This is a genomic window from Phenylobacterium sp., assembly GCF_030646615.1.
GTDB lineage: Bacteria > Pseudomonadota > Alphaproteobacteria > Caulobacterales > Caulobacteraceae > Phenylobacterium.
In genome coordinates this window covers 75,712-94,821 of sequence record NZ_JAUSLG010000073.1, presented here as the reverse complement: position 1 = coordinate 94,821, position 19,110 = coordinate 75,712, and the positions used below count along the sequence as shown (strand labels likewise).

Below are 19,110 nucleotides of genomic sequence, written 5' to 3'. Positions count from 1 at the left end.
GGGGTGAGGCCGAGCGCGCACGTCAGGCGTCCAGGTACGGCTTCTGGCGAATGTGGCGGCCGAGCGCGTCGAAGAAGTAGGGGTCGCGCTTGTTCAGCCAGTAGCAGGCGCCGTGAATGGCGAGGCCGAGCGGAATGCCGATCAGAGGGACCTGCAGGCCCAAGGCCAAAACGGCGGTCAGGGTGCCGTTGAGCACCGCGATCATGCGCGGCACGCCGGCGATCGTCACCGGTTCCGACAGCGAGCTGTGGAAGGCGATCTCAAACCCTTCGACGTCGGACCGGGCCATCAGAACGCCGCCCCGGCGGTCATGTTGAAGAAGGTCGAGATGAAGGTCGTGGCCGTGAAGGCGATCGCCAGACCGAAGACGATGCCGATCCCTTTGCGCAGGGCCGAGCCACCTTCCGCGAAGGCGAAGCCCAGGCCGGTGAGCACGATCGCGATGATGCCGACGGCCTTGGCGACCGGCCCCGACAGCGACTGCATGATGGTGTCGAGCGGGCCTTCCCAAGGCATGGCGGTGCCCGCGCCAGCGGCCCAGGCCGGGCTTACCGCGAAAAGGACCGCGGCGCCGGCGACGAGGGCCAGGGCGGTCGATGCACGCCCCCGAACTAGGCTTGAACCGGCGTTTTTCATCGCAGCTGACCCTTGATTGCGTCCGCCCGCCTTTACCGGGCGTCACAACCGTGAGTCGCGGAATGGGCGAGGTCAAGGGCGTTCTTGACTAGAAAGGTGCGATTCGAACTTTTTCTATAGTAAAGCTACAACCGTTAGAGGCGAGCTTGCGGCCACGCTTGAACGGCCTGAATCGAGCAGGCAGGCGCGCGCATTTCCCCCGTGTTGCCGGTCTGTTTCGGCCTGATAAGGGGCGACTTTGGGGCAAACGCCCGAGTTCTGTGGGCTGTTGATTCGTCTGCGCGCGAACGGCCTTACGACGATAGCCGACCAGGAACTGAGTGGTCGCGGCCACAAAGGCCGTGATCAGCGAGGGTTTCGATCACACGGCAATCGCCCGCGATCCCCTGGCAGCCGGCGGCCACCATGCGCCTCAGCTCACTGCGCAACGCCTCGAGCTGGGCGATCTTTGTTTCCACGGTGGTGAGTTGTTCCTGGGCGAGGCTGTTGGCGTCCTCACATGATCGCTCCGGATGGTCGGCTAGATCGAGGAGGGTGCGGATCGCCTCGATCGGAAAGCCGAGTTGGCGCGCGTGCTTGATGAAAGCCAGACGCCGGACGGCGGCGGGATCGTAGGCCCGACGGTCGCTTACGGTGCGCACCGGCTCGGGTAGGAGGCCGATCTGTTCGTAGAAGCGGATCGTGGGGACCTTCACATCGGCGGCCGCCGCGAGTTTGCCGATCGTGAGTGACATCATGGAATTCTCCTTGTTCCATAAAATAGACCCTTGATCCTCTAGCGACTAGAGGATGCAGGGTCGCGGCATGTCGAGCTGTTCCACTTCCGATAAGCCGGCCGCCAGCAGTTGCGGCTGCGGCGCGCCCATCGCGTTCGACGGCGCCTCGCTGGCCTACCGCCGGACGCTGAGCGCGGTCATCGTCATCAACATGGTGGGCTTTGTCGTCGTGGCTATCGGCAGCTGGCTCGCCGACTCGGCGGCGCTGGCGGCCAACACCCTAGACTTCGCGGCTGATGCAGCGACCTACGCGCTCAGCTTGTGGGCCATCGGCAAAAGCGTCCAGGTCCGGTCGGGCGCGGCCTTCATCAAAAGCGGGTCACTTGCGCTGATGGCGGCGGGCATTCTCGGACTGGCGGTTTGGCGCGCGGTCACGGGCGCTTCGCCCGAAGGCGGCGCCATCTCGGGGCTCGGCCTATTCGGAGCGGCGGCCAATCTGCTCGCTGCGCTGCTGCTCGTGCGCTTCCGTGAAGGGGACGCCAACGTGCGGTCGGTCTGGCTCTGCACCCGCAACGACCTAATCCAGTGCCTGGCGGTGGCCGCCACTGGCGTTGCGGTGACCGTCACTGGGTCGAGGTGGCCGGACCTTCTCGTCGGTGTTCTGCTGGCGGCGGTCTTCCTGCGCTCGGCGTGGCAGATCTCCAGTCAGGCGCGCAAGGAACTCCGAGCCGTTCCGGCCGGCGCGGATTTGCGTAACTATGTAACGCATTCCCGCCACAGTGCGGAACACGTATAGGGCAGGGCGATGGCGAGTCCTTCAGCATGGTCCGGAGCACTACGGTGGCTAGCAGCCGCCTTGCTCGTCGCTGTGCTTTCGCTAGGACCGAGCGTCGACTCCCTCATCTGCGGTAACGATCTGAATTCCGGCGCAGCGGCGGCCGAAATCACGACCGCAGCCGGTGAAACGGTGACCGCGCCATTGGATGACCACGGCAGCGCACCGGCGGATGTCTGCATCCATGGTCATTGTCACCACTTTGCACCCTTTGTGCCGATCGAAGGTGTGGGCGGCGTTGGCGCAGACTTGCCTAGCGCCAAGCACGTCCTGGGGCGCACCGCTGTGCGTAAGACCGATCCCCACTTCGGACTGAAACGACCGCCTCGCGGCTGACGACCGACGCGCGCACGCGCGCACTCCGTCGTCACAAGCGAGAAGGAAGACCGTGTTCACCCATAATCGAAGGCCGCTGTTGGCGGCCGCCTCGGGGCTCGTCGCCTTGGGGCTGTCGGCAGGCGTCGGCGTCGCCGAGCCCGCCCCAGCGTTTACCGACCTACTCCGACAGGCGCAGGAGACCGCGCCGCGTTTGGCGGAAGCCCGCGCCGACATCGCGCGAGCCGAAGGGTTGGCACAGCAGGCGGGCGTGCGTCCTAATCCGACTGTGGGCCTGGAAATCGAGAATTTTTCCGGGTCTGGGCCGTACAGCGGCATTAGCCAAGCTGAGACGACGGCGTCGATTTCTCAGACCTTGGAACTCGGCGGCAAGCGTTCCGCCAGGGTTTCCGCGGCGCAGGGGGAGGTAGAAGCCGCCCGTCAGCGCGCCCAGCGCGCCCAGGTCGATTTCAGATTCGATCTTGCGGTGGCATACGCCGAAGCCGAGGCCAGCGATCGGCGACTTGTGCTCGCACAGGAAGCGCTCGGGCTCGCGGAGGAGGATGCCCGCATCGCGCGCGCCTTCGTCGAACAAGGCCGCGAACCTGAGTTGCGGCGTATTCAGGCGGAGGCTGCAGTCCAGGCGGCCCGCGCCACGGTCGAGGAGGCTCAGGCGGCGGGAGCGACAGCCTTCGCTAACCTTACGGCGCTTTCGGGATCGGCGGCGCCAATCACGTCGATCCCCGTTAGCCTGCTGGACGGAACGCCGCCGCGTTCCGCCATCTCGCCCGTCGCATCTACCGCGCCGGGCTATCTCGTGGCGCAAGCTGAGCGTGAGGCGGCACGGCGGCGCCTCGCCTTGGAGCGTCGGCGCGCCGTTCCCGACGTGAATGTCTCGGTGGGCTTCCGACGGTTCGAGAATTCCGATGCGTCAGCATTCATCGCCGGGGTGTCGGTCCCTCTGCCACTCTTCGATCGCAATCGGGGGAACGTCCGCGCGGTCCAGGCGGAAGTCACCGCCGCGGAGGCCCGTCTGAATGCGGCGCGGTTCGACGCCGAGGCGACGGTTCGCGCAAGCACAGCCCGTGCGGCTGCCGCAGAAACGCGGCTCGCCGCCGCGCGGGAGGGCGAGCGAGCCGCGCAGGAGGCCTACCGCCTCACACGCATCGGCTACGAAGGCGGGAAGCTGAGTCTCGCCGAACTTCTTGTTGCACGACGCGCGCTCACGGATGCGCGCGGTCAAACCATCGCCGCCGCCAGTGAGCGGGTAAGCGCGCAGGCAGCCCTGGCTCGGATGAGCGGCGTTGCCGGGTCCGGAGACTCCCAATGAAGCAGGATAAGACGCGTCTTTATGGCGCAGTAGCCGCCATCGCCCTTGTCGCCGCAGCCGGCGGTTTCGGGTTGTCGGCATTGATCAATCGCGACGCTCCCCCCGCCGTCGAGGCGGCCGACGAACATGCCGAAGGGGAGTCGCACGGAGAGGGCGAGGCCGCCGAGGCGTCTGAGGGCGTTGTCAAGCTTACGCCGGAGCAGGTTCGGGCGTCGGGCCTCGCCGTCGTCGCGGTGGGTCGCGGCGGTGGCGCCGAAACACGCATTTCCGGGCGCGTGGAGCCGATGGTTGATGCCCGCGCCAGCGTTGGGGCGAGCGTCGGCGGGCGCGTTGAGCGGGTTCTTGTGGCGCCGGGGCAAAGCATCCGAGCGGGCCAGGCCCTCGCGGTCCTCGTCAGTGGTGACGCCGCCACGTTGCGCGCCGACGCCGACGCGGCGGCGGCTGCGGCGAACGCGGCGCGGCGCGCCTACGAGCGAGATCGCAATCTCGGCACCCAGGGCATAGTGGCGCGACAGGAGGTGGAGAGCTCCCAGGCCCAAGCGCTCAGCGCCGAGGCCACAGCACGCGCTGCGCGGGCTAGGGTGGCTGTCGCTGGTTCTCCGAACGCCTCAGGGCGAACGAGCGTCTCGTCGCCCATCGGCGGTGTCGTAACGGCCGTGCAGGTCGGACCCGGCGGCTATGTCACCCAAGGCGGCGTCATCGCCGAAGTGACCAACCCGGCGCGGGTCGAGCTGGTCTTCAATGCGCCGCCGCAACTCGCCGCGCAGACGCGGGCGGGCGCGCGGATGCGGATCACCGCTCAGACAGGCGAGTTCGACGCGGTCGTTACCGGCGTCGCGGCCAATGCAGGCTCGGGAGAAAGCGGCGCCACGGTGATCCGTGCGCGGCCCGAAGGCGCGAGCCTTCCCCCGGCGGGGTCCCCCGTCACCGGGGCCCTCGTGACCGGCGGCGAAAGCGGCGGCCTCACTGTGCCGAGCGAGGCGGTCCAGACCGTCGAGGGCAATTCCGTCGTCTTCGTGCAGGTCGAGGGCGGCTTCCGCGCCGCTCAAGTCCTGACCGGACGCCAAGCGGGCGGTCGCACTGAAATCGTGCGCGGGCTCACCGGCGCCGAACGCATCGTCTCCACCAACGCCTTCCTGCTCAAGGCCGAATTGGCCAAGGGCGAGGCCGAGCACGGCCACTAGGGAGCAGGCGCATGTTCAAAGCAATTATCGAAGCGTCCGTTCGCTTCCGATGGTTCATCGTTCTGGCGACCGCGCTCGTGTCGGCGCTAGGCCTTTACGAACTCACTAGACTTCCGATCGATGCCGTCCCGGACATCACAAACCGGCAGGTGCAGATCAACACCGTCGCTCCGGCGCTCGCCCCGGAGCAGATGGAGCGGCAGGTCACCTATCCCCTGGAGACCGCCATGGCGGGCATTCCAGGCCTCCAAAGCACACGATCGCTGAGCCGCAACGGCTTCAGCCAGATCACCGTCATCTTCACCGACCACACCGACATCTATTTCGCCCGCCAGCAGGTGGCCGAGCGGATGGCGCAGGCGCGGGAGACCTTGCCGACAGGAGTCGAGCCGGAACTGTCACCTATCACGACGGGGCTCGGCGAGGTCCTCATGTGGACGGTCGACTATGTGCCCTTTGGTCCGAAGACCTTGGCTGCGGTAGGGCAGCCCGGATGGCAGGCAGGCGGGGCCTATCTCACGCCTGAAGGCGAGTTCCTCACGACGCCGCAGGAGCGCGCCACCTACCTACGCACTGTCCAGGACTGGATCATCGCGCCCCGCATGCGCTCGGCCAAGGGGCTCGCGGGCGTAGATGTGAACGGCGGCTACGTCAAAGAATACGCTGTTCGCCCCGACCCGGCCCGTCTGGCAAGTTATGGGCTTGGCTTGAACGATCTGATTGAGGCCCTGGAGCGGGCCAACACCCAGGCGGGGGCCGGCTTCATCCAGCGCGCGGGCGAGGCGCTCACTGTGCGTACGGACGCACTCGCACAAACGGTGACCGACCTGGCGCAAGCGCCTGTCGTCAATCGCAACGGCCTTGTCGTCCGCGTCGCGGACGTGGCGACCGTGGAGATGGGTCAGGCGCCTCGCCTTGGCGGCGCCAGTCGAGACGGCCACGAAGCGGTAATCGGAACCGCCTTGATGCTGGCGGGTGAGAACAGCCGAACCGTGGCGCAGGCCGCGGCCGAGCGGCTCGAGGAGGTGGGCCCGAGCTTGCCGCCTAGCATCGTCGCGACGCCGGTGCTGAACCGCAGCGACCTCGTCAACTCGACCATTACGACGGTCGCTCGCAACTTGGCTGAGGGCGCGCTGCTGGTCGTCGTCGTGCTGTTCCTGCTGCTGGGCAACATCCGCGCGGCCACGATCACGGCGCTGATGATCCCGATCAGCTTCCTTTTCGCGGTCATTGGCATGAACCGCTTCGGGATCAGCGGAAATCTCATGAGCCTCGGCGCTCTCGACTTCGGCTTGCTGGTCGATGGCGCCGTGGTGGTCGTTGAAAATACCTTACTCATGCTCAGCCAGCGGCGGGGGGAACTCGGCCGTATGCTCACCCGTCAGGAACGACTGGGCGTCGCCGCGGCCGCCGCGCGGCAGATGGTCAAGCCAGCTGCCTTTGGCCAGTTGATCATCCTACTGGTGTTCACTCCGTTGCTGATGCTGGAAGGGGTAGAAGGCAAGACCTTCGTCCCGATGGGCGCCACGGTGATGCTGGCGCTGGTGGGGGCGTTCATCTTCTCCTTCACCTTCGTGCCGGCAATGACGGCGCTGTTGGTTCGGGACCCGAAGCAGGTCCACATGGATGCATACGGGCGCGCGGAGGAACACGAGACCTTCGTCCTCCGCTTCGCCCGCAAGCGCATCGAACCGGCGATCCGCGCGGCCGTCGCGCGTCCCAAGATCGTCCTGGCGGCGGCGCTCGGCGCCGTCCTCGTTGGCGGGATCGCCTTCAGCACCCTCGGGCGTGAGTTCATCCCCACATTGGACGAAGGCGACATCGCCATGCAGTCCCTGCGGGTGCCTTCGGCGTCTCTCGAGCAGTCACTGGCGATGCAGATGGCCCTGGAGAAGGCGATCAAGGCGCAGCCGGAGGTCGAGACGATGTTCTCCAGGACCGGCACCGCGGAGGCGGCCGTGGACCCGATGCCGCCGAACATCTCCGACGCCGTGATCGTGCTGAAGGATAAGGATGAGTGGCCCGATCCGAACCTGTCCAAGGAGGATCTGATCGCTCGGATCGAGAAGATTTCCGCACAACAGCTGGGCAACAACTTCGAGTTCAGCCAGCCGATTGAACTGCGCTTCAACGAGCTCATTTCCGGGGTGCGGACCGATCTTGCAGTCATGGTATTCGGGGACAATTTCGTTGAGTTACAGAGGACCGCCGATCAGGTCGCCAATGTGCTCCGCCAGACCGAAGGCGCGGCCGACGTGCGCGTCGAGCAGGCCTCCGGTCTGCCCACGCTGACCCTAACCGTCGATCGGTTCGCCGCCGCCAACTACGGGCTGGCCGCAGCGGATGTCTCCGAAGCCGTCTCCGCGGCAATTGGTGGGGCCGAGGCCGGTCAGATTTTCGAGGGCGATCGTCGGTTCGACGTGGTCGTCCGCTTGCCGGACGAGGCCCGAAACGATCCAGCGGCCCTGGCGGCCCTGCCTGTGACCACGTCCAGCGGCGTGACTGTGCCCCTGTCCTCGGTCGCACGCATCCAGATCGCGGAGGGCCAGAACCAGATCAGCCGCGACAACGGTAGCCGGAGGATGGTGGTCCAGGCCAACGTCCGCGGTCGCGACCTTGGCGGCTTCGTCGCCGACGCCCAGGCCAGGGTCGAGCAGCAGGTGAAACTGCCCACCGGCTATTCACTCACCTGGGGCGGGCAGTTCGAAAACCTCAAGCGCGCCGAACAACGCCTGGGGCTCGTGATCCCAGTCGTGTTCGTGCTGATCGGGCTTCTGCTGTTCATGGCGCTGGGATCCTTCGCCGAGGCAGGACTGGTCTTCGCCTGCGTGCCGCTCGCCTTGGTCGGCGGAGCCTTGGCCTTGCTGGTCAGGGGAATGCCGTTCTCCGTCTCGGCGGCCGTTGGCCTCATTGCGGTCTCGGGCGTCGCGACCCTGAACGGCCTGGTCCTGATGCAGGCGATCCGGGAGCGCCTTGACGCGGGGCTTGCGCCAGAGTTGGCCGCCTACGAGGGGGCCGCGAGTCGATTGAGGGCCGTGCTCACGACCGCGCTTGTCGCGATCGTGGGATTCATCCCTATGGCGCTGGCTCACGGCGCCGGGGCGGAGGTGCAGAAGCCGCTGGCTACGGTTGTGATCGGGGGCCTTCTCATGGCCACGGCGCTCACACTGCTCGTCTTGCCGACCTTCGCCGCCAAGGCGGTGAAGCACCGCGGCGCAGAGGGGATCGAGAATTGAATGCCTTGACCGCCCAGGATCGCCAGCAGCGCAAGACGTTGCTGGTGGTGCTGATCCTCAACGGGCTGCTGTTTGCGGCGCTCGGGGTTGGGGGCTTGGTGGCCGATTCCAGCGCTCTGATGGCGAATGCGGTCGACAACGGCTCCGATGCGGCGGTCTACCTCATCAGCTTCCTTGCGGTGGGTCGGGCCGCCGCCTGGAAGCGCCGCGCCGCGCGAATCTCGGGCATCATGCTCCTGATCTTCGCCGTAGGCGTCCTGCTCGACGTGGGCCGCCGCTGGATCTACGGCGCTGAGCCTGTCGGCTGGACGATGATGGCTCTGGCGCTGGTCGCCGCCGCCGTGAACCTCGCCTGTCTTCTGCTCTTGCGCCGCGTCCAAAGTCAGGACGTGAACATGCGCGCCGCTGAAACCTTCAGCCTGAACGATTTCGCATCCAACGGCGGCATTCTGGTCGCCGGCGCCCTCGTCATGTGGCTGGGCCGATCTTGGCCCGACCTGATCGTCGGCATTGCGGTCGCGATGATTGCCGCGAAGGGAGGTGTCGAAATCCTCCGGGACGCGGCGAAAGCGGCGCGACAAACGCCAGAGGAGCCCAGCGATGCCTGAGGAAAAGCTTCGTCTTGAAATCCCGGTCCTACTCCCCGGTGCAGCCGATGCGTGCGAGCGCTGCGTCGAGGAGCTGACGCAGGTGCTGAAGCGGCGGCCTGGCGTAATCGACGCTCACGTCGATGGCCGGGAGGACGCCCGCCTATGCTTACACTTTGATCCTGCGCTCATCGCTCCTTCGCAGCTTCGAGCGCTCGCCGAGCAGCAAGGGGCGCGCATCGACGCCAAATTCGGCCACGCGACCATTCGCTTACCGCGACCGCTGCATGCCCGCGCATCCCGCAGCCTGGCGGACGATCTGCGTGGCGTGCGTGGCGTGGTCAGGGCCGAGGTGGGGCCTACCGGCGTGGCGGTGGTCGAGTTCGATCGTGGTTTGACCGATGAGCCGGCCCTAACTGCCTACCTGAACAATCATGCAGCGGCCCTGGGACAGGCGCCTGCTTCAGCCGGCGCCGGCGGTTCGCGCGACGAGCACGCCGGCCACAAGCACAAGCCAGGCGAGGGCAATGGCCACAAGCATGGTGGCGTCTTCGGCGAGCGCACCGAGTTGGTGTTCGCCCTGCTTTCCGGGCTCGCGCTTTTGGTTGGCTGGCTGGCGTCATTCCGCCTCAGCGGCCCTGTTCCGCTCGCGTTCTATGGCCTCTCCTACATCTTCGGCGGCTACTTCACGCTGCGCGAGGCGGTGGACAACCTGCGTAAGCGCCGGTTCGAGATCGACACCCTCATGCTGGTCGCAGCGGCTGGCGCCGCCGCGCTCGGCGAATGGGCGGAAGGCGCCTTGCTGCTCGTCCTCTTCAGCCTCGGGCATGCGCTTGAACACTATGCCATGGGCCGCGCCCGACGGGCGATCGAGGCCCTGGCGGCCCTCGCGCCCGAACGCGCTAGCCGCAGACGCGGCGAGGCGATCGAAGAGGTTGCGGTCGAGGCGCTTGAGGTCGGAGACATCGTCCTCGTCCGACCCAATGAGCGCCTGCCGGCTGACGGGGTCGTCATCATCGGCGAGAGCGCCGTCAACCAAGCGCCGGTGACTGGGGAAAGCGTGCCGGTCGACAAGAGCCCGGCTCCGCAAGAGGCGACCTTCGAGTCCGCGGAGGCCAGCCACCGCGTGTTCGCCGGCACGATCAACGGGGCAGGGGCTCTGGAGGTGAGGGTTGCCCGCCGGGCGAGCGAGACCACCCTCGCGCGCGTGGTCACCATGGTCGCTGAGGCAGAAGCTCAGCGCTCGCCGACGCAGCGATTCACCGACAAGTTCGAGCGCATCTTCGTCCCCGCCGTTCTGTTGATGGTGGTGATGCTGATGTTCGCTTGGCTCGTCGTGGACGAGCCCTTCAGCGTGAGCTTCTACCGAGCGATGGCCGTGCTGGTGGCCGCAAGCCCCTGCGCCCTGGCCATCTCAGTGCCCAGCGCTGTGCTGAGCGGTGTCGCGCGCGCTGGACGCGGCGGCGTGCTTGTAAAAGGGGGCGGGCCGCTCGAGAACCTCGGCACGCTGAAGGCGCTCGCCTTTGACAAGACCGGGACCCTGACGGAGGGCCGGCCCCGCGTCACGGACGTGGTTCCTGCGATCGGCGTGACCAAGGAACGGCTCCTTGATATCGCCGCGGCCGTCGAAGCGCAGAGCGACCACCCCTTGGCCGCCGCCGTGGTCACCGCGGCGACCGAGACACTTACGGCGGCGCCCGGTCGAGCCGAGAGCGTCGAGAGCATAACGGGACAAGGGGTCCGAGGTCGTTACCGCGGCGAGGACGTCTTCATCGGTAAGCTGAAGCTCTTCGAGGCGATCGATGGCCCGCCTGTGCCCGAGGAGGTGCGTTCAGAGGCGGAGCGACTGGCTAGATCGGGTCGCACCGTGATGGTTGTCCGCTCAGCCGGCGCCTACCTCGGCGTTCTCGGTCTCCTGGACACGCCGCGCGAAGGCGCGGCGGAGGTGATCGCGCAGCTTCGCGGGCTGGGTCTGAAGCGTCTCGTGATGCTGTCGGGCGACAACCAGGGGGTCGCCGACGCAATCGCCTCGCAGCTCGGCCTGACGGAGGCGCGCGGCGGCCTCATGCCTGAGGACAAGGTCGAGTTCATCAAGACCATGCGCGAGCAGGAGGGGCGCGTGGCTATGGTCGGCGACGGCGTCAACGACGCGCCAGCCATGGCGAACGCAACGGTGGGCGTGGCGATGGGCGCCGCCGGCTCGGATGTCGCGCTGGAGACCGCCGATGTGGCGCTGATGGCCGACGACCTGCGGCGGCTGCCCTTTGCCGTCGGCCTCAGCCGTCGCACAAGCGCCGTCATCAAACAGAACCTGTTTGTCAGTCTCGGGATGGTCGCGTTCCTGATCCCGGCGACGATCTTCGGCCTGAAGATCGGCGCGGCGGTGATCTTCCACGAAGGGTCTACGCTCCTCGTCGTGGCGAATGCGCTGCGTTTGCTGGCCTATCGCGAAGGGTCGCTCGGCGCGCTGGGCGGGAGCGCGACTCGGGACAAGCAGCATGGATAGCGTTCCGGGAGACAACAGCCCCAGCTCGGTCCGGAGCATCTTCTCGCCGGGCCTACGACCGCACAAGCGCCCGATGTGTAGGTTCTGAAAATGGTTTAAGTCGCCAAGAAAATTGACGTGGGCGCCTTCCCCAAGCGGGTGTGGGACTCGCTCGCTCAATTCGAAGGGTATGGAGCTTGGACGCAGGCCGTTCGCATCCGAGGCGAACTCAAGCCCGGCGGAAAGATCGACTACGGGATCCTACTTCGTCGCGGCCGTCTCAGCTTCAATCACCGGGCAACGTGGTCGCGCTGGAGCCGCTCGCGTTGCTCTCTTGGGAGGCTGGCGTGGCGATAGCCGCTCGCCTTCCGGCGAGCGGTTTGCGCTTAGAAGATCCAGTCGGAACCAGCGTTGCTGATCCCGGCGACAAAGCCCGGCTCATCGATGAACATGAAGTCGCTCTGGCGCAGGTCCGCCCTGAAGACGCCCTGCAGCAGAACACCGCCTTCGGCGTCGGCGTCTCGGTCGGTGTTCCAGGACACGAAGGCGCCTTCCGTTTGGTCGACGACCGTCACCTGGTCTGGCCGGATGTCGCGCAAGGCAAGGTGATCGAAGGCGCCCTGCGCTTCACCGCGCACCTCCATGTCGGTGATCACATCGAAGCCGCTATCCGGATCAACGATAAACGCGTCTGCGCCAGTCCCGCCGGTGATGGTGTCATTGCCCATCCCGCCTTCGATCATGTCGTGACCGGCCCCGGCGTCGATTGAGTCGGCGCCGGCCATGCCCATAACGTCGTCGACCATGGCGCCGCCGACCAGGGTGTCCGCCCCCATGCCGCCGTCCAGGCGATCCATGCCGTCGCCGCCTTCGAGCCGGTCATCGCCCGCATCGCCCTGTAGGACGTCGTCGCCGCCCAGGCCGACCAAGGTGTCGGCCCCGTCTCGGCCGAAGATGTTGTCAACGCTGGCGCCGCCGGTCAGGGCGTCGCCTTGGCGCTCGCCGACGATTACCTGGTAGGCCTCGTCGCCGGTGAAGGCGAGGCTGATGTCCCCGTCGCGAAGGGAGGCGTCCGCCGCCTGGTCGAACCGCTCGCCCGGAAGATCGCGGTGACCGAAGCTCGGACCCTCCACGCTCGGGCTCGGGCGCTCGGCAGCGGGGGCGGTCGCGTCGCGCGACGCCGGCGGCAGGTCGGGCGTATCGGCGAACATGAAGTCGTCCTGGGCGAGCTGCGACTTCGCCACGCCTTCCAGCAGCACCGAGCCGCCCTGCCAGCTGACGCGAACGCCGGCGGCGGTATCCTCGAAGGTCAGATCCTCCCAGCGCAGGTCGCGGAGCGCCAGGTGGTCGAACATCCCTGGGCCCGCCGTGAAATCGCGAATGACGTCGTTCCCGCTGGTCGGGTCCACGGCGAAGGCGTCGGGGCCTGCCCCGCCGACCAAGGTGTCATCCCCCATGCCGCCGTTGAGATCGCCGTGACCGGCGCCCTCGTCGAGATAGTCGGCGCCAGCGCCGCCCATCAGAGCGTCGGCGTCTTCGCCGCCATAGAGGCGATCGCCGTCGCTGCCGCCGGTGAGCCGATCGGCCCCATCTCCGCCGCTCAGAGTATCTCGCCCCTGGTCGCCGTAGAGCACGTCGTTCTGGCGCGTGCCGGAGAGCTGGTCATCGCCGTCCAGACCCCAGAAGTGGTCCCGATCGCCTCTTCCACCGAGGACGTCGCGCCCTTCGTCGCCGACGGAGACTTGATAGTCGTACCGCTCGCGGCCGGCATTGAAGTCAAACGTAAAGCCCTCGGCGGCCATGTACTGTTTAGCCAAGTCCCGGAGGGGCGTATCCTTCCAATCATGGGAAAGCTTGTGTGACATGGCGCGTCCTCGATGAAGATTGCTACGATGGGAATGTTTGCTGTCGTTCCATTGAAAAACGGCAAGGCGAGTCCGCAACTCATCTTCAGACAGGAAGTTCCGCCAACGTCATCATTTGCCGGCCGGACGGATTTTACAGGACTAGCGGTTGAAGGACGGCCGCCGTCTGACGGGGTCCGATGGTTCCTTACCTTCCGTCAGATCTGCGAGGATCGGACAGTCGGGCCGATCGTCGCCGGCGCAGCAGTGAGAAAGATGGCGCAGGGTCTCGGCCATCGCCTGCATCTCGGCGATGCGGGCGTCGAGATCCGCCACATGGCGGTCGGCGATCGCCTTCACTTCGCGGCTCGGGCGCCCCCGGTCCCGCCACAGCGACAGGAGCTGAGTGATCTCGTCCATTGAGAAGCCCAGGCTGCGGGCGCGCTTGATGAAGCGCAGCTCGTTGATCTGGCGATCGTCGTATTCGCGGTAGTTCGAGTCCGTCCGGCTCGCCGGCCGCACCAGGTCGATCTCGTCGTAATAGCGGATCATCTTCGCGGTCACGCCAGTGGCCTTTGACGCCTGACCAATGTTCATGCGGCGGCTCCTTGAACGGCGGGTTGGGATGCGGCCGCTCGGGCGGCCACAGGCTTGAAGGCGCGAAGGCGCAGGGCGTTGGCGAGCACGCTGACGCTGGAGAGCGCCATGGCGCCGGCGGCGACCATGGGCGAGAGCAACAGGCCCAAGGCCGGGTAGAGCAGCCCGGCGGCGACCGGGATCAGCACCACGTTGTAGCCGAACGCCCAGACCAGGTTCTGGCGGATGTTCCGCAGCACCGCGCGGCTGAGCGCGATCGCCGTGGCCACGCCGCGCAGGTCGCTGCGCATCAGCACCACGTCGGCGCTCTCGATGGCGATGTCCGTTCCAGCTCCCATGGCGATCCCCACGTCGGCGCTCGCCAGGGCCGGGGCATCGTTGACCCCGTCGCCGACGAAGGCCACGCGGCCATAGCGTTGTTGCAGGTCCTTCACGGCGGCGACCTTCCCGTCCGGCAGCACCTCGGAGATCACCTCGTCCAAGCCGAGCGCCGCGCCGACCGCCTGCGCCGTCCGCCGATTGTCTCCGGTAATCATCACCACCTTCAGACCCGCCGCTTTCAGCGTCGCCAGGGCCTCGGCCGTAGTGTCTTTGATCGGGTCGGCGACGGCGAGGATGGCGGCGAGTTCGCCGTCGACCGCCGCATAGATCGGCGTCTTGGCCTCACCTGAGAGGCGTTCCGCGTCGGTGGCGAAGGGGGCGACCGAGACACCGAGCTTCGCCATGAAGCGGTCCGCGCCAACCTGGATCCGCCGGCCGTCGACGAGCGCTTCAGCGCCGAAGCCGGGAAGGGCCTCGAAGCGGGAGATCTCGGGCAGCTGCAAGCCGCGGGCTTGGGCCGCCTCGACGATCGCCTGGGCGATCGGATGTTCCGAGCGGCTTTCGACCGCCGCCACCATGCGCAGGAGATCGGACCCCGTGAACCCATCCGTGACGCGGACGTCCGTCAGGACCGGGCGGCCGAGCGTCAGTGTCCCCGTCTTGTCGAAGGCGACCGCCTGAACGTCGCGTAGGCTCTGCAGGGCCTCGCCGCGGCGGAAGAGGACGCCCAGCTCCGCGGCGCGGCCGGTGCCGACCATGATCGAAGTGGGGGTCGCCAGGCCCATGGCGCACGGGCAGGCGATGATCAGCACCGCTACGGCGTTGACCAGCGCGAAGCTAAGCGCCGGGCTGGGGCCGAAGACCAGCCAGGCAGCGAAGGTCAAGACAGCGCCGACGATGACGGCCGGCACGAACCAGCTGGTGACCTTGTCGACGAGAGCCTGGATCGGCAGCTTGGCGCCCTGGGCGGCCTCCACCATTCGCACGATTTGGGCGAGCAGGGTGGCTGCGCCCACCTTCGTTGCGAGGAAGCGGAAAGTCCCGGTCTTGTTGACCGTGCCGCCAACCACGGCGGCGCCCGGACCTTTCTCGACCGGGACCGGCTCGCCCGTGATCATGGATTCGTCGACGTAAGAGGCCCCGTCCAGGACCTCGCCGTCCACCGGCACCCGTTCGCCCGGCCGGACCACGACGATGTCGCCGACAAGGACCTCGGAGACGGGAACCTTGAGGACCACGCCCGCCCGCTCCACGCGCGCGGTCTTCGCCTGCAGCGTCATCAGACGCTTGATCGCCTCGCTCGTGCGGCCCTTCGCCTGGGCCTCAAACAGGCGTCCGACCAGGATCAGGGTGACGATCACGGCGGCGGCTTCGAAGTAGATGTGATTGGCTCCGGCCGGCAGCAGGCTGGGTATGAAGGTGGAGACGGTCGAATAGGCGAACGCGGCCGTCGCGCCGAGCACCACCAGGGAATTCATGTCCGGCGTGCGCCGAACGAGGTTCGGCACGCCCTTGCGATAGAAGCGCAAGCCAGGACCGAACAGCACGAAGGCGGCCAGCGCGAAGCTGATCAAGCGCCAGGGCTGCTCTCCGACCGTGCTCGCCAGGAGATGGTGGGCGCCGGGCACGAAATGGCGGCCCATCTCGATCAAGAACAGTGGGATGGTCGCCAGGGCGGCGAGGCCCACTGCCCGCTTCAGTCCCCTGACCTCCGCCGCGCGCGCCTCACGTTCGCGATCGGCGAAGTCCGGGCCGGCTTCGACGATCGGCGCGGAGTGGTAGCCGGCCTTTTCGACGGCGGCGACCAGGGCGGCTGTATCAGCGCCCTCGAGCACGGTGACCGTGGCGCGCTCCGTAGCGAGGTTGACCTGCGCTTGCAGCACGCCCGGCGTGGCGCGAAGCGCCCGCTCCACCCGCCCGACGCAGCTGGCGCAGGTCATGCCCTCGATCTTCAGTTCGAGGGTGTGTTCAAGCGGCTCGTACCCGGCCTTGCGGATCGCTTCGACGACGGCCGCAGACTGGCCTTCGGGCGTGAGCTCCACGTGGACGCGCTCGGCGGCGAGGTTCACTGAGGCGCGAACGACGCCAGGGACGGCCGAGATCGCCTTCTCCACGCGGCCGACGCAGCTCGCGCAGGTCATCCCCAGGACGGGAATCTCCAGCGGCTGAAGGATTTGTTCGGGCATTGGCTGGCTCCTCAACGACGATGCCCAGCTCAAATGGACCTTCCCATGATAGGAAGGTCAAGGGCACGCGGAATCTGCCGCCGACGGTCGGAGTCGCCGATCGATCTCCTTGGAATACGCGCGCGAAAAGCCGCCCCCCTCGGATGGATGGGGGTTTCGGGCCATTTGGGTCTCCGCCCTCGCAGGATTCGCAGCTGGCGACGGTGTGTGGATTTTGATCCTCGGAGGCGCAGGACTCTGTGTCGCTGCTTCCTCTGCCCGAACCCTTGCTGGCCAAAGTCGCCGTCAGGAGAACAAACCCTGTTGTATCGACACTCACCGACTGTGGAGATGAAAGTCCGATCGGTGGTGTTTACGAGGCTCGGACGCTAAGCAAATTGAGCTCACGCTGAATAAAGTACTTCAACGCCGTGCGCAGAGCAGCGATCGCAGCGAGCTGGCCTATTTCGGTCCATTGGGAGCGGCCGCCGTGCCCATGATGTCTGCGGCCAAGAGAAACTCCAGACCACGGCCGTTGCGCGCGCCCCCGCGAGCACGAGGACACGGCTGCCGACGCCAGAGTTCAAGGACATGGGCGATGGAAGGCGGCACCGGGCGCCAATAGCCGCGGGATGCCGATTCCTAACCCAAGGCTGATACGCCGAAGCGAACGATCACAAGTGATTGGCATCTCGCACCCGGTGCCAAGTACGGCGCCGCCCAGGGATAAGAGGCGGCGCCGATTTTCGCCTAGCGACGGTCAATTAGCCGCCTCCAAGGGACTATTTACCGAGCAGCTGGCGGCACTGCGCATGGGTCATGCTCATAGTGTTCACCGTCCCGCTCTTATCCGACGAGTGACTGTGCGTGGCGCCTTCGCCCATTTCTAGCATCTTTTCGCAAGCCGCTCGCTGCTCAGCGGTCGGCGGCTCATTGATGGTCGCGCACGCGGCAAGCGCCGCCGCTGCGGCGATCGCACCCCAGATGTACAGCCTCTTCATCATTATTCTGTCTCTCCTGCTAGACGTTGTTTGAACCTATACCATGGCGCCGGTTGAGAACAGTCCAGGGTTGTTTCTGTCTGGTTACTAAGCCGATGATCTGAAAAAGTGAGCAGACTGGTGGCGAAAATGCTTAAAATGTGTTCCGAAATGACCAACAAATGAGCCGGAACCCTTTCCGTCCGCGATCGTCGCTTGATATTTTTCAAACTGCGACGCTGGCGTCCACCGACTATGGCGCTGGGGATCACCGGGGACAGGTATGTTCTCCCAAGGGCTCCCCGGCCCCCGCCAAGCTAGCAGCCTCTCAACAGACAAGGTTGGTACGCCGCCGCCGTCCTTCAAAGTCAGGTCGAAGGCGACCCTGTCGCCAGCCTTCACGCTCTGCACGAGGCAGGCGCGGCTTTGAAGCCCATGGTCATCGCCGGCCAGCCCGCCTCCGGAAATGGGGCCCTGGTCGACCGTGATCCTGCCGGCGCCGTCGTCGTGATTTCGACCTGCGACGCATGCGAGACGTGCCGACGACTCTCTATTTGGGCGCCTCGCCGACAACCTCGCCCGGGTTCCGCCGCTCTACAATCTCCTCTTCCAGCAGCTGGCCGACCTCAACACACGTCATCTTCGACACCACGGTCCCGGTGCTGGCGAAGGGCAAGACCGACATGGCCCGATGTCGGACCTACGTCCGGGACGACCGCCCCTTCGCCGGGCCGGCCCCGCCGGCGGCGGTGTTCTACTATTCGCGCGATCGAAGAGGCGAGCACCCCACCAGCCACCTTCAAGGCTGGGCTGGCGTGCTGCAGGCCGACGCCTACAGCGGCTATGGCGAGCTCTACGCCGCCCAGCGCCAGCCGGCCCCGGTCCTGGAAGCCGCCTGCTGGGCGCACGCCCGGCGCAAGTTCTTCGTGCTGGCCGACATCGCCGCCAGCGCCCGCCGCAAGGCCAGGGCAAGGCGCCGGCGGTGATCTCACCGATGGCGCTGGAGGCTGTGCACCGCATCGATGCGCTGTTCGAGATCGAGCGGGCGATTACCGGCCAGGGCGCCGACCGGCGCCAGGCCGTGCGCCAGGAACTCAGCGCCCCGCTGGTCGCCGATCTCAAGGCCTGGATGACCCTGCAGCGCGCCAAGCTCTCACGCGGCAACGACCTGGCCAAGGCCATCGATTACATGCTCAAGCGATGGACCGCCTTCAGCCGCTTCACGGACGACGGCCGGATCTGCCTGACCAACAATGCCGCCGAGCGGGCGCTGCGCGGCATCGCGCTGGGACGCAAGTCGTGGCTGTTCGCCGGTTCCGACCGCGGCGGTGAGCGCGCGGCCTTCATGTACAGCCTGATCGTCACCGCCAAGCTCAACGATGTCGATCTGCAGGCCTAGCTGGCCGACGTCCTGGGCCGCATCGCCGAGCATCCCGCTCAGAAGCTCGATGAACTCATGCCCTGGAACTGGCGCCCGATCGCCCCCATCCAGGGACATCGCCGCTGATGCCAAAAAGCTCCAGAGGCCCGTCCGAGTCCGAGAAAGCGCACATCGCCGCCGCCCGCCAGCGGTTCATCGACGAGGTCCTGAAGCCCGCATTCTTTCGGCCGCCAAGGGAGCGGCCGACCAAGCCGGGGTGAGTGCCGACACGCTCCATGTGCCGAACGCCCAACCCGCTGAAGCCATCATCGATGCGGCCAAGTCGCGGGACTGCAGCCTGATTGTCATGGCTTCGCATGGTCGCCGCGGCCTGAATCGCCTGCTTCTGGGCAGCACGACGTCCGAAGTTCTCGCTCACAGCGCCGTTCCGGTGCTGGTTGTCCGGTAGGCCCACAGCCCGGTCACCCTCCGGATCCGCACGAGCGGCCGGACCTGGCT

The 19,110-nt window shown here is 66.8% G+C and carries 16 protein-coding genes and 1 pseudogene; 8 read left to right on the top strand and 9 right to left on the bottom strand.

Annotation, left to right across the window (positions count from 1 at the left end; genetic code table 11):
- Positions 1 to 22: 22 nt before the first annotated feature.
- From Q7S93_RS12970 to Q7S93_RS12960, 3 genes are all read right to left on the bottom strand, one after another.
- Positions 23 to 289: a VirB3 family type IV secretion system protein gene (locus tag Q7S93_RS12970; RefSeq protein WP_293498093.1), complete on the bottom strand. Its 267-nt coding sequence runs from the start codon at positions 287 to 289 to the stop codon at positions 23 to 25.
- Positions 289 to 636, bottom strand: a complete 348-nt coding sequence (locus tag Q7S93_RS12965) for a TrbC/VirB2 family protein (protein ID WP_304714311.1) — start codon at positions 634 to 636, stop codon at positions 289 to 291. Before Q7S93_RS12965 ends, Q7S93_RS12970 begins: the two co-directional genes overlap by 1 nt.
- Before the next feature lie 293 nt (positions 637 to 929).
- Positions 930 to 1,373, bottom strand: coding sequence for a MerR family transcriptional regulator (locus tag Q7S93_RS12960; protein ID WP_304714310.1), 444 nt, complete (start codon positions 1,371 to 1,373; stop codon positions 930 to 932).
- Between the two features lie 67 nt (positions 1,374 to 1,440).
- Between Q7S93_RS12960 and Q7S93_RS12955 the strand changes: the two genes are divergently transcribed.
- From Q7S93_RS12955 to Q7S93_RS12930, 6 genes are all read left to right on the top strand, one after another.
- The gene (locus Q7S93_RS12955; protein ID WP_304714309.1) at positions 1,441 to 2,148 is read left to right on the top strand and encodes a cation transporter; all 708 of its coding nucleotides are present in this window, start codon (positions 1,441 to 1,443) and stop codon (positions 2,146 to 2,148) included.
- 427 nt (positions 2,149 to 2,575) lie between these two features.
- On the top strand, positions 2,576 to 3,832 hold the full coding sequence (locus Q7S93_RS12950; RefSeq protein ID WP_304714308.1) for a TolC family protein: 1,257 nt from the start codon (positions 2,576 to 2,578) through the stop codon (positions 3,830 to 3,832).
- The gene (locus tag Q7S93_RS12945) at positions 3,829 to 5,016 is read left to right on the top strand and encodes an efflux RND transporter periplasmic adaptor subunit (RefSeq protein WP_304714307.1); all 1,188 of its coding nucleotides are present in this window, start codon (positions 3,829 to 3,831) and stop codon (positions 5,014 to 5,016) included. Before Q7S93_RS12950 ends, Q7S93_RS12945 begins: the two co-directional genes overlap by 4 nt.
- 11 nt (positions 5,017 to 5,027) lie before the next feature.
- A complete protein-coding gene (locus tag Q7S93_RS12940) occupies positions 5,028 to 8,252 on the top strand; it encodes an efflux RND transporter permease subunit (protein WP_304714306.1) in 3,225 nt (1,074 codons plus the stop codon).
- 5 nt (positions 8,253 to 8,257) lie between these two features.
- Complete coding sequence (locus Q7S93_RS12935) at positions 8,258 to 8,860, top strand: cation transporter (RefSeq protein ID WP_304714305.1); 603 nt, start codon at positions 8,258 to 8,260, stop codon at positions 8,858 to 8,860.
- On the top strand, positions 8,853 to 11,345 hold the full coding sequence (locus tag Q7S93_RS12930; RefSeq protein WP_304714304.1) for a heavy metal translocating P-type ATPase: 2,493 nt from the start codon (positions 8,853 to 8,855) through the stop codon (positions 11,343 to 11,345). Before Q7S93_RS12935 ends, Q7S93_RS12930 begins: the two co-directional genes overlap by 8 nt.
- 365 nt (positions 11,346 to 11,710) lie before the next feature.
- Here the strand turns inward: Q7S93_RS12930 and Q7S93_RS12925 are convergent, their stop codons facing one another.
- The 6 genes from Q7S93_RS12925 to Q7S93_RS12900 form a co-directional block, all read right to left on the bottom strand.
- On the bottom strand, positions 11,711 to 13,189 hold the full coding sequence (locus Q7S93_RS12925) for a calcium-binding protein (RefSeq protein ID WP_304714303.1): 1,479 nt from the start codon (positions 13,187 to 13,189) through the stop codon (positions 11,711 to 11,713).
- A 141-nt stretch (positions 13,190 to 13,330) separates the two neighbouring features.
- Positions 13,331 to 13,765 carry a Cu(I)-responsive transcriptional regulator gene (gene cueR, locus Q7S93_RS12920; RefSeq protein WP_304714302.1) on the bottom strand — a complete coding sequence of 145 codons (435 nt, stop codon included), beginning with the start codon at positions 13,763 to 13,765 and terminating at the stop codon, positions 13,331 to 13,333.
- Positions 13,762 to 16,272, bottom strand: coding sequence for a heavy metal translocating P-type ATPase (locus Q7S93_RS12915; protein WP_304714301.1), 2,511 nt, complete (start codon positions 16,270 to 16,272; stop codon positions 13,762 to 13,764). Before Q7S93_RS12915 ends, cueR begins: the two co-directional genes overlap by 4 nt.
- Before the next feature lie 352 nt (positions 16,273 to 16,624).
- Entirely contained in the window at positions 16,625 to 16,816 is a 192-nt protein-coding gene (locus Q7S93_RS19070; protein WP_370652157.1) for a DUF1622 domain-containing protein, read from the bottom strand.
- Between the two features lie 217 nt (positions 16,817 to 17,033).
- A complete protein-coding gene (locus tag Q7S93_RS12910) occupies positions 17,034 to 17,255 on the bottom strand; it encodes a hydroxylase (protein WP_304714300.1) in 222 nt (73 codons plus the stop codon).
- A 526-nt stretch (positions 17,256 to 17,781) separates the two neighbouring features.
- Complete coding sequence (locus Q7S93_RS12900) at positions 17,782 to 17,916, bottom strand: hypothetical protein (protein WP_304714417.1); 135 nt, start codon at positions 17,914 to 17,916, stop codon at positions 17,782 to 17,784.
- Between Q7S93_RS12900 and tnpC the strand changes: the two are divergent.
- A pseudogene (tnpC, locus tag Q7S93_RS12895) lies at positions 17,876 to 18,738 on the top strand (IS66 family transposase); the annotation flags it as partial. The gene Q7S93_RS12900 and the pseudogene tnpC overlap by 41 nt on opposite strands.
- The gene (locus Q7S93_RS12890; RefSeq protein WP_304714299.1) at positions 18,680 to 19,060 is read left to right on the top strand and encodes a universal stress protein; all 381 of its coding nucleotides are present in this window, start codon (positions 18,680 to 18,682) and stop codon (positions 19,058 to 19,060) included. The pseudogene tnpC and the gene Q7S93_RS12890, both read left to right, overlap by 59 nt.
- The last annotated feature ends 50 nt before the right edge of the window (positions 19,061 to 19,110 follow it).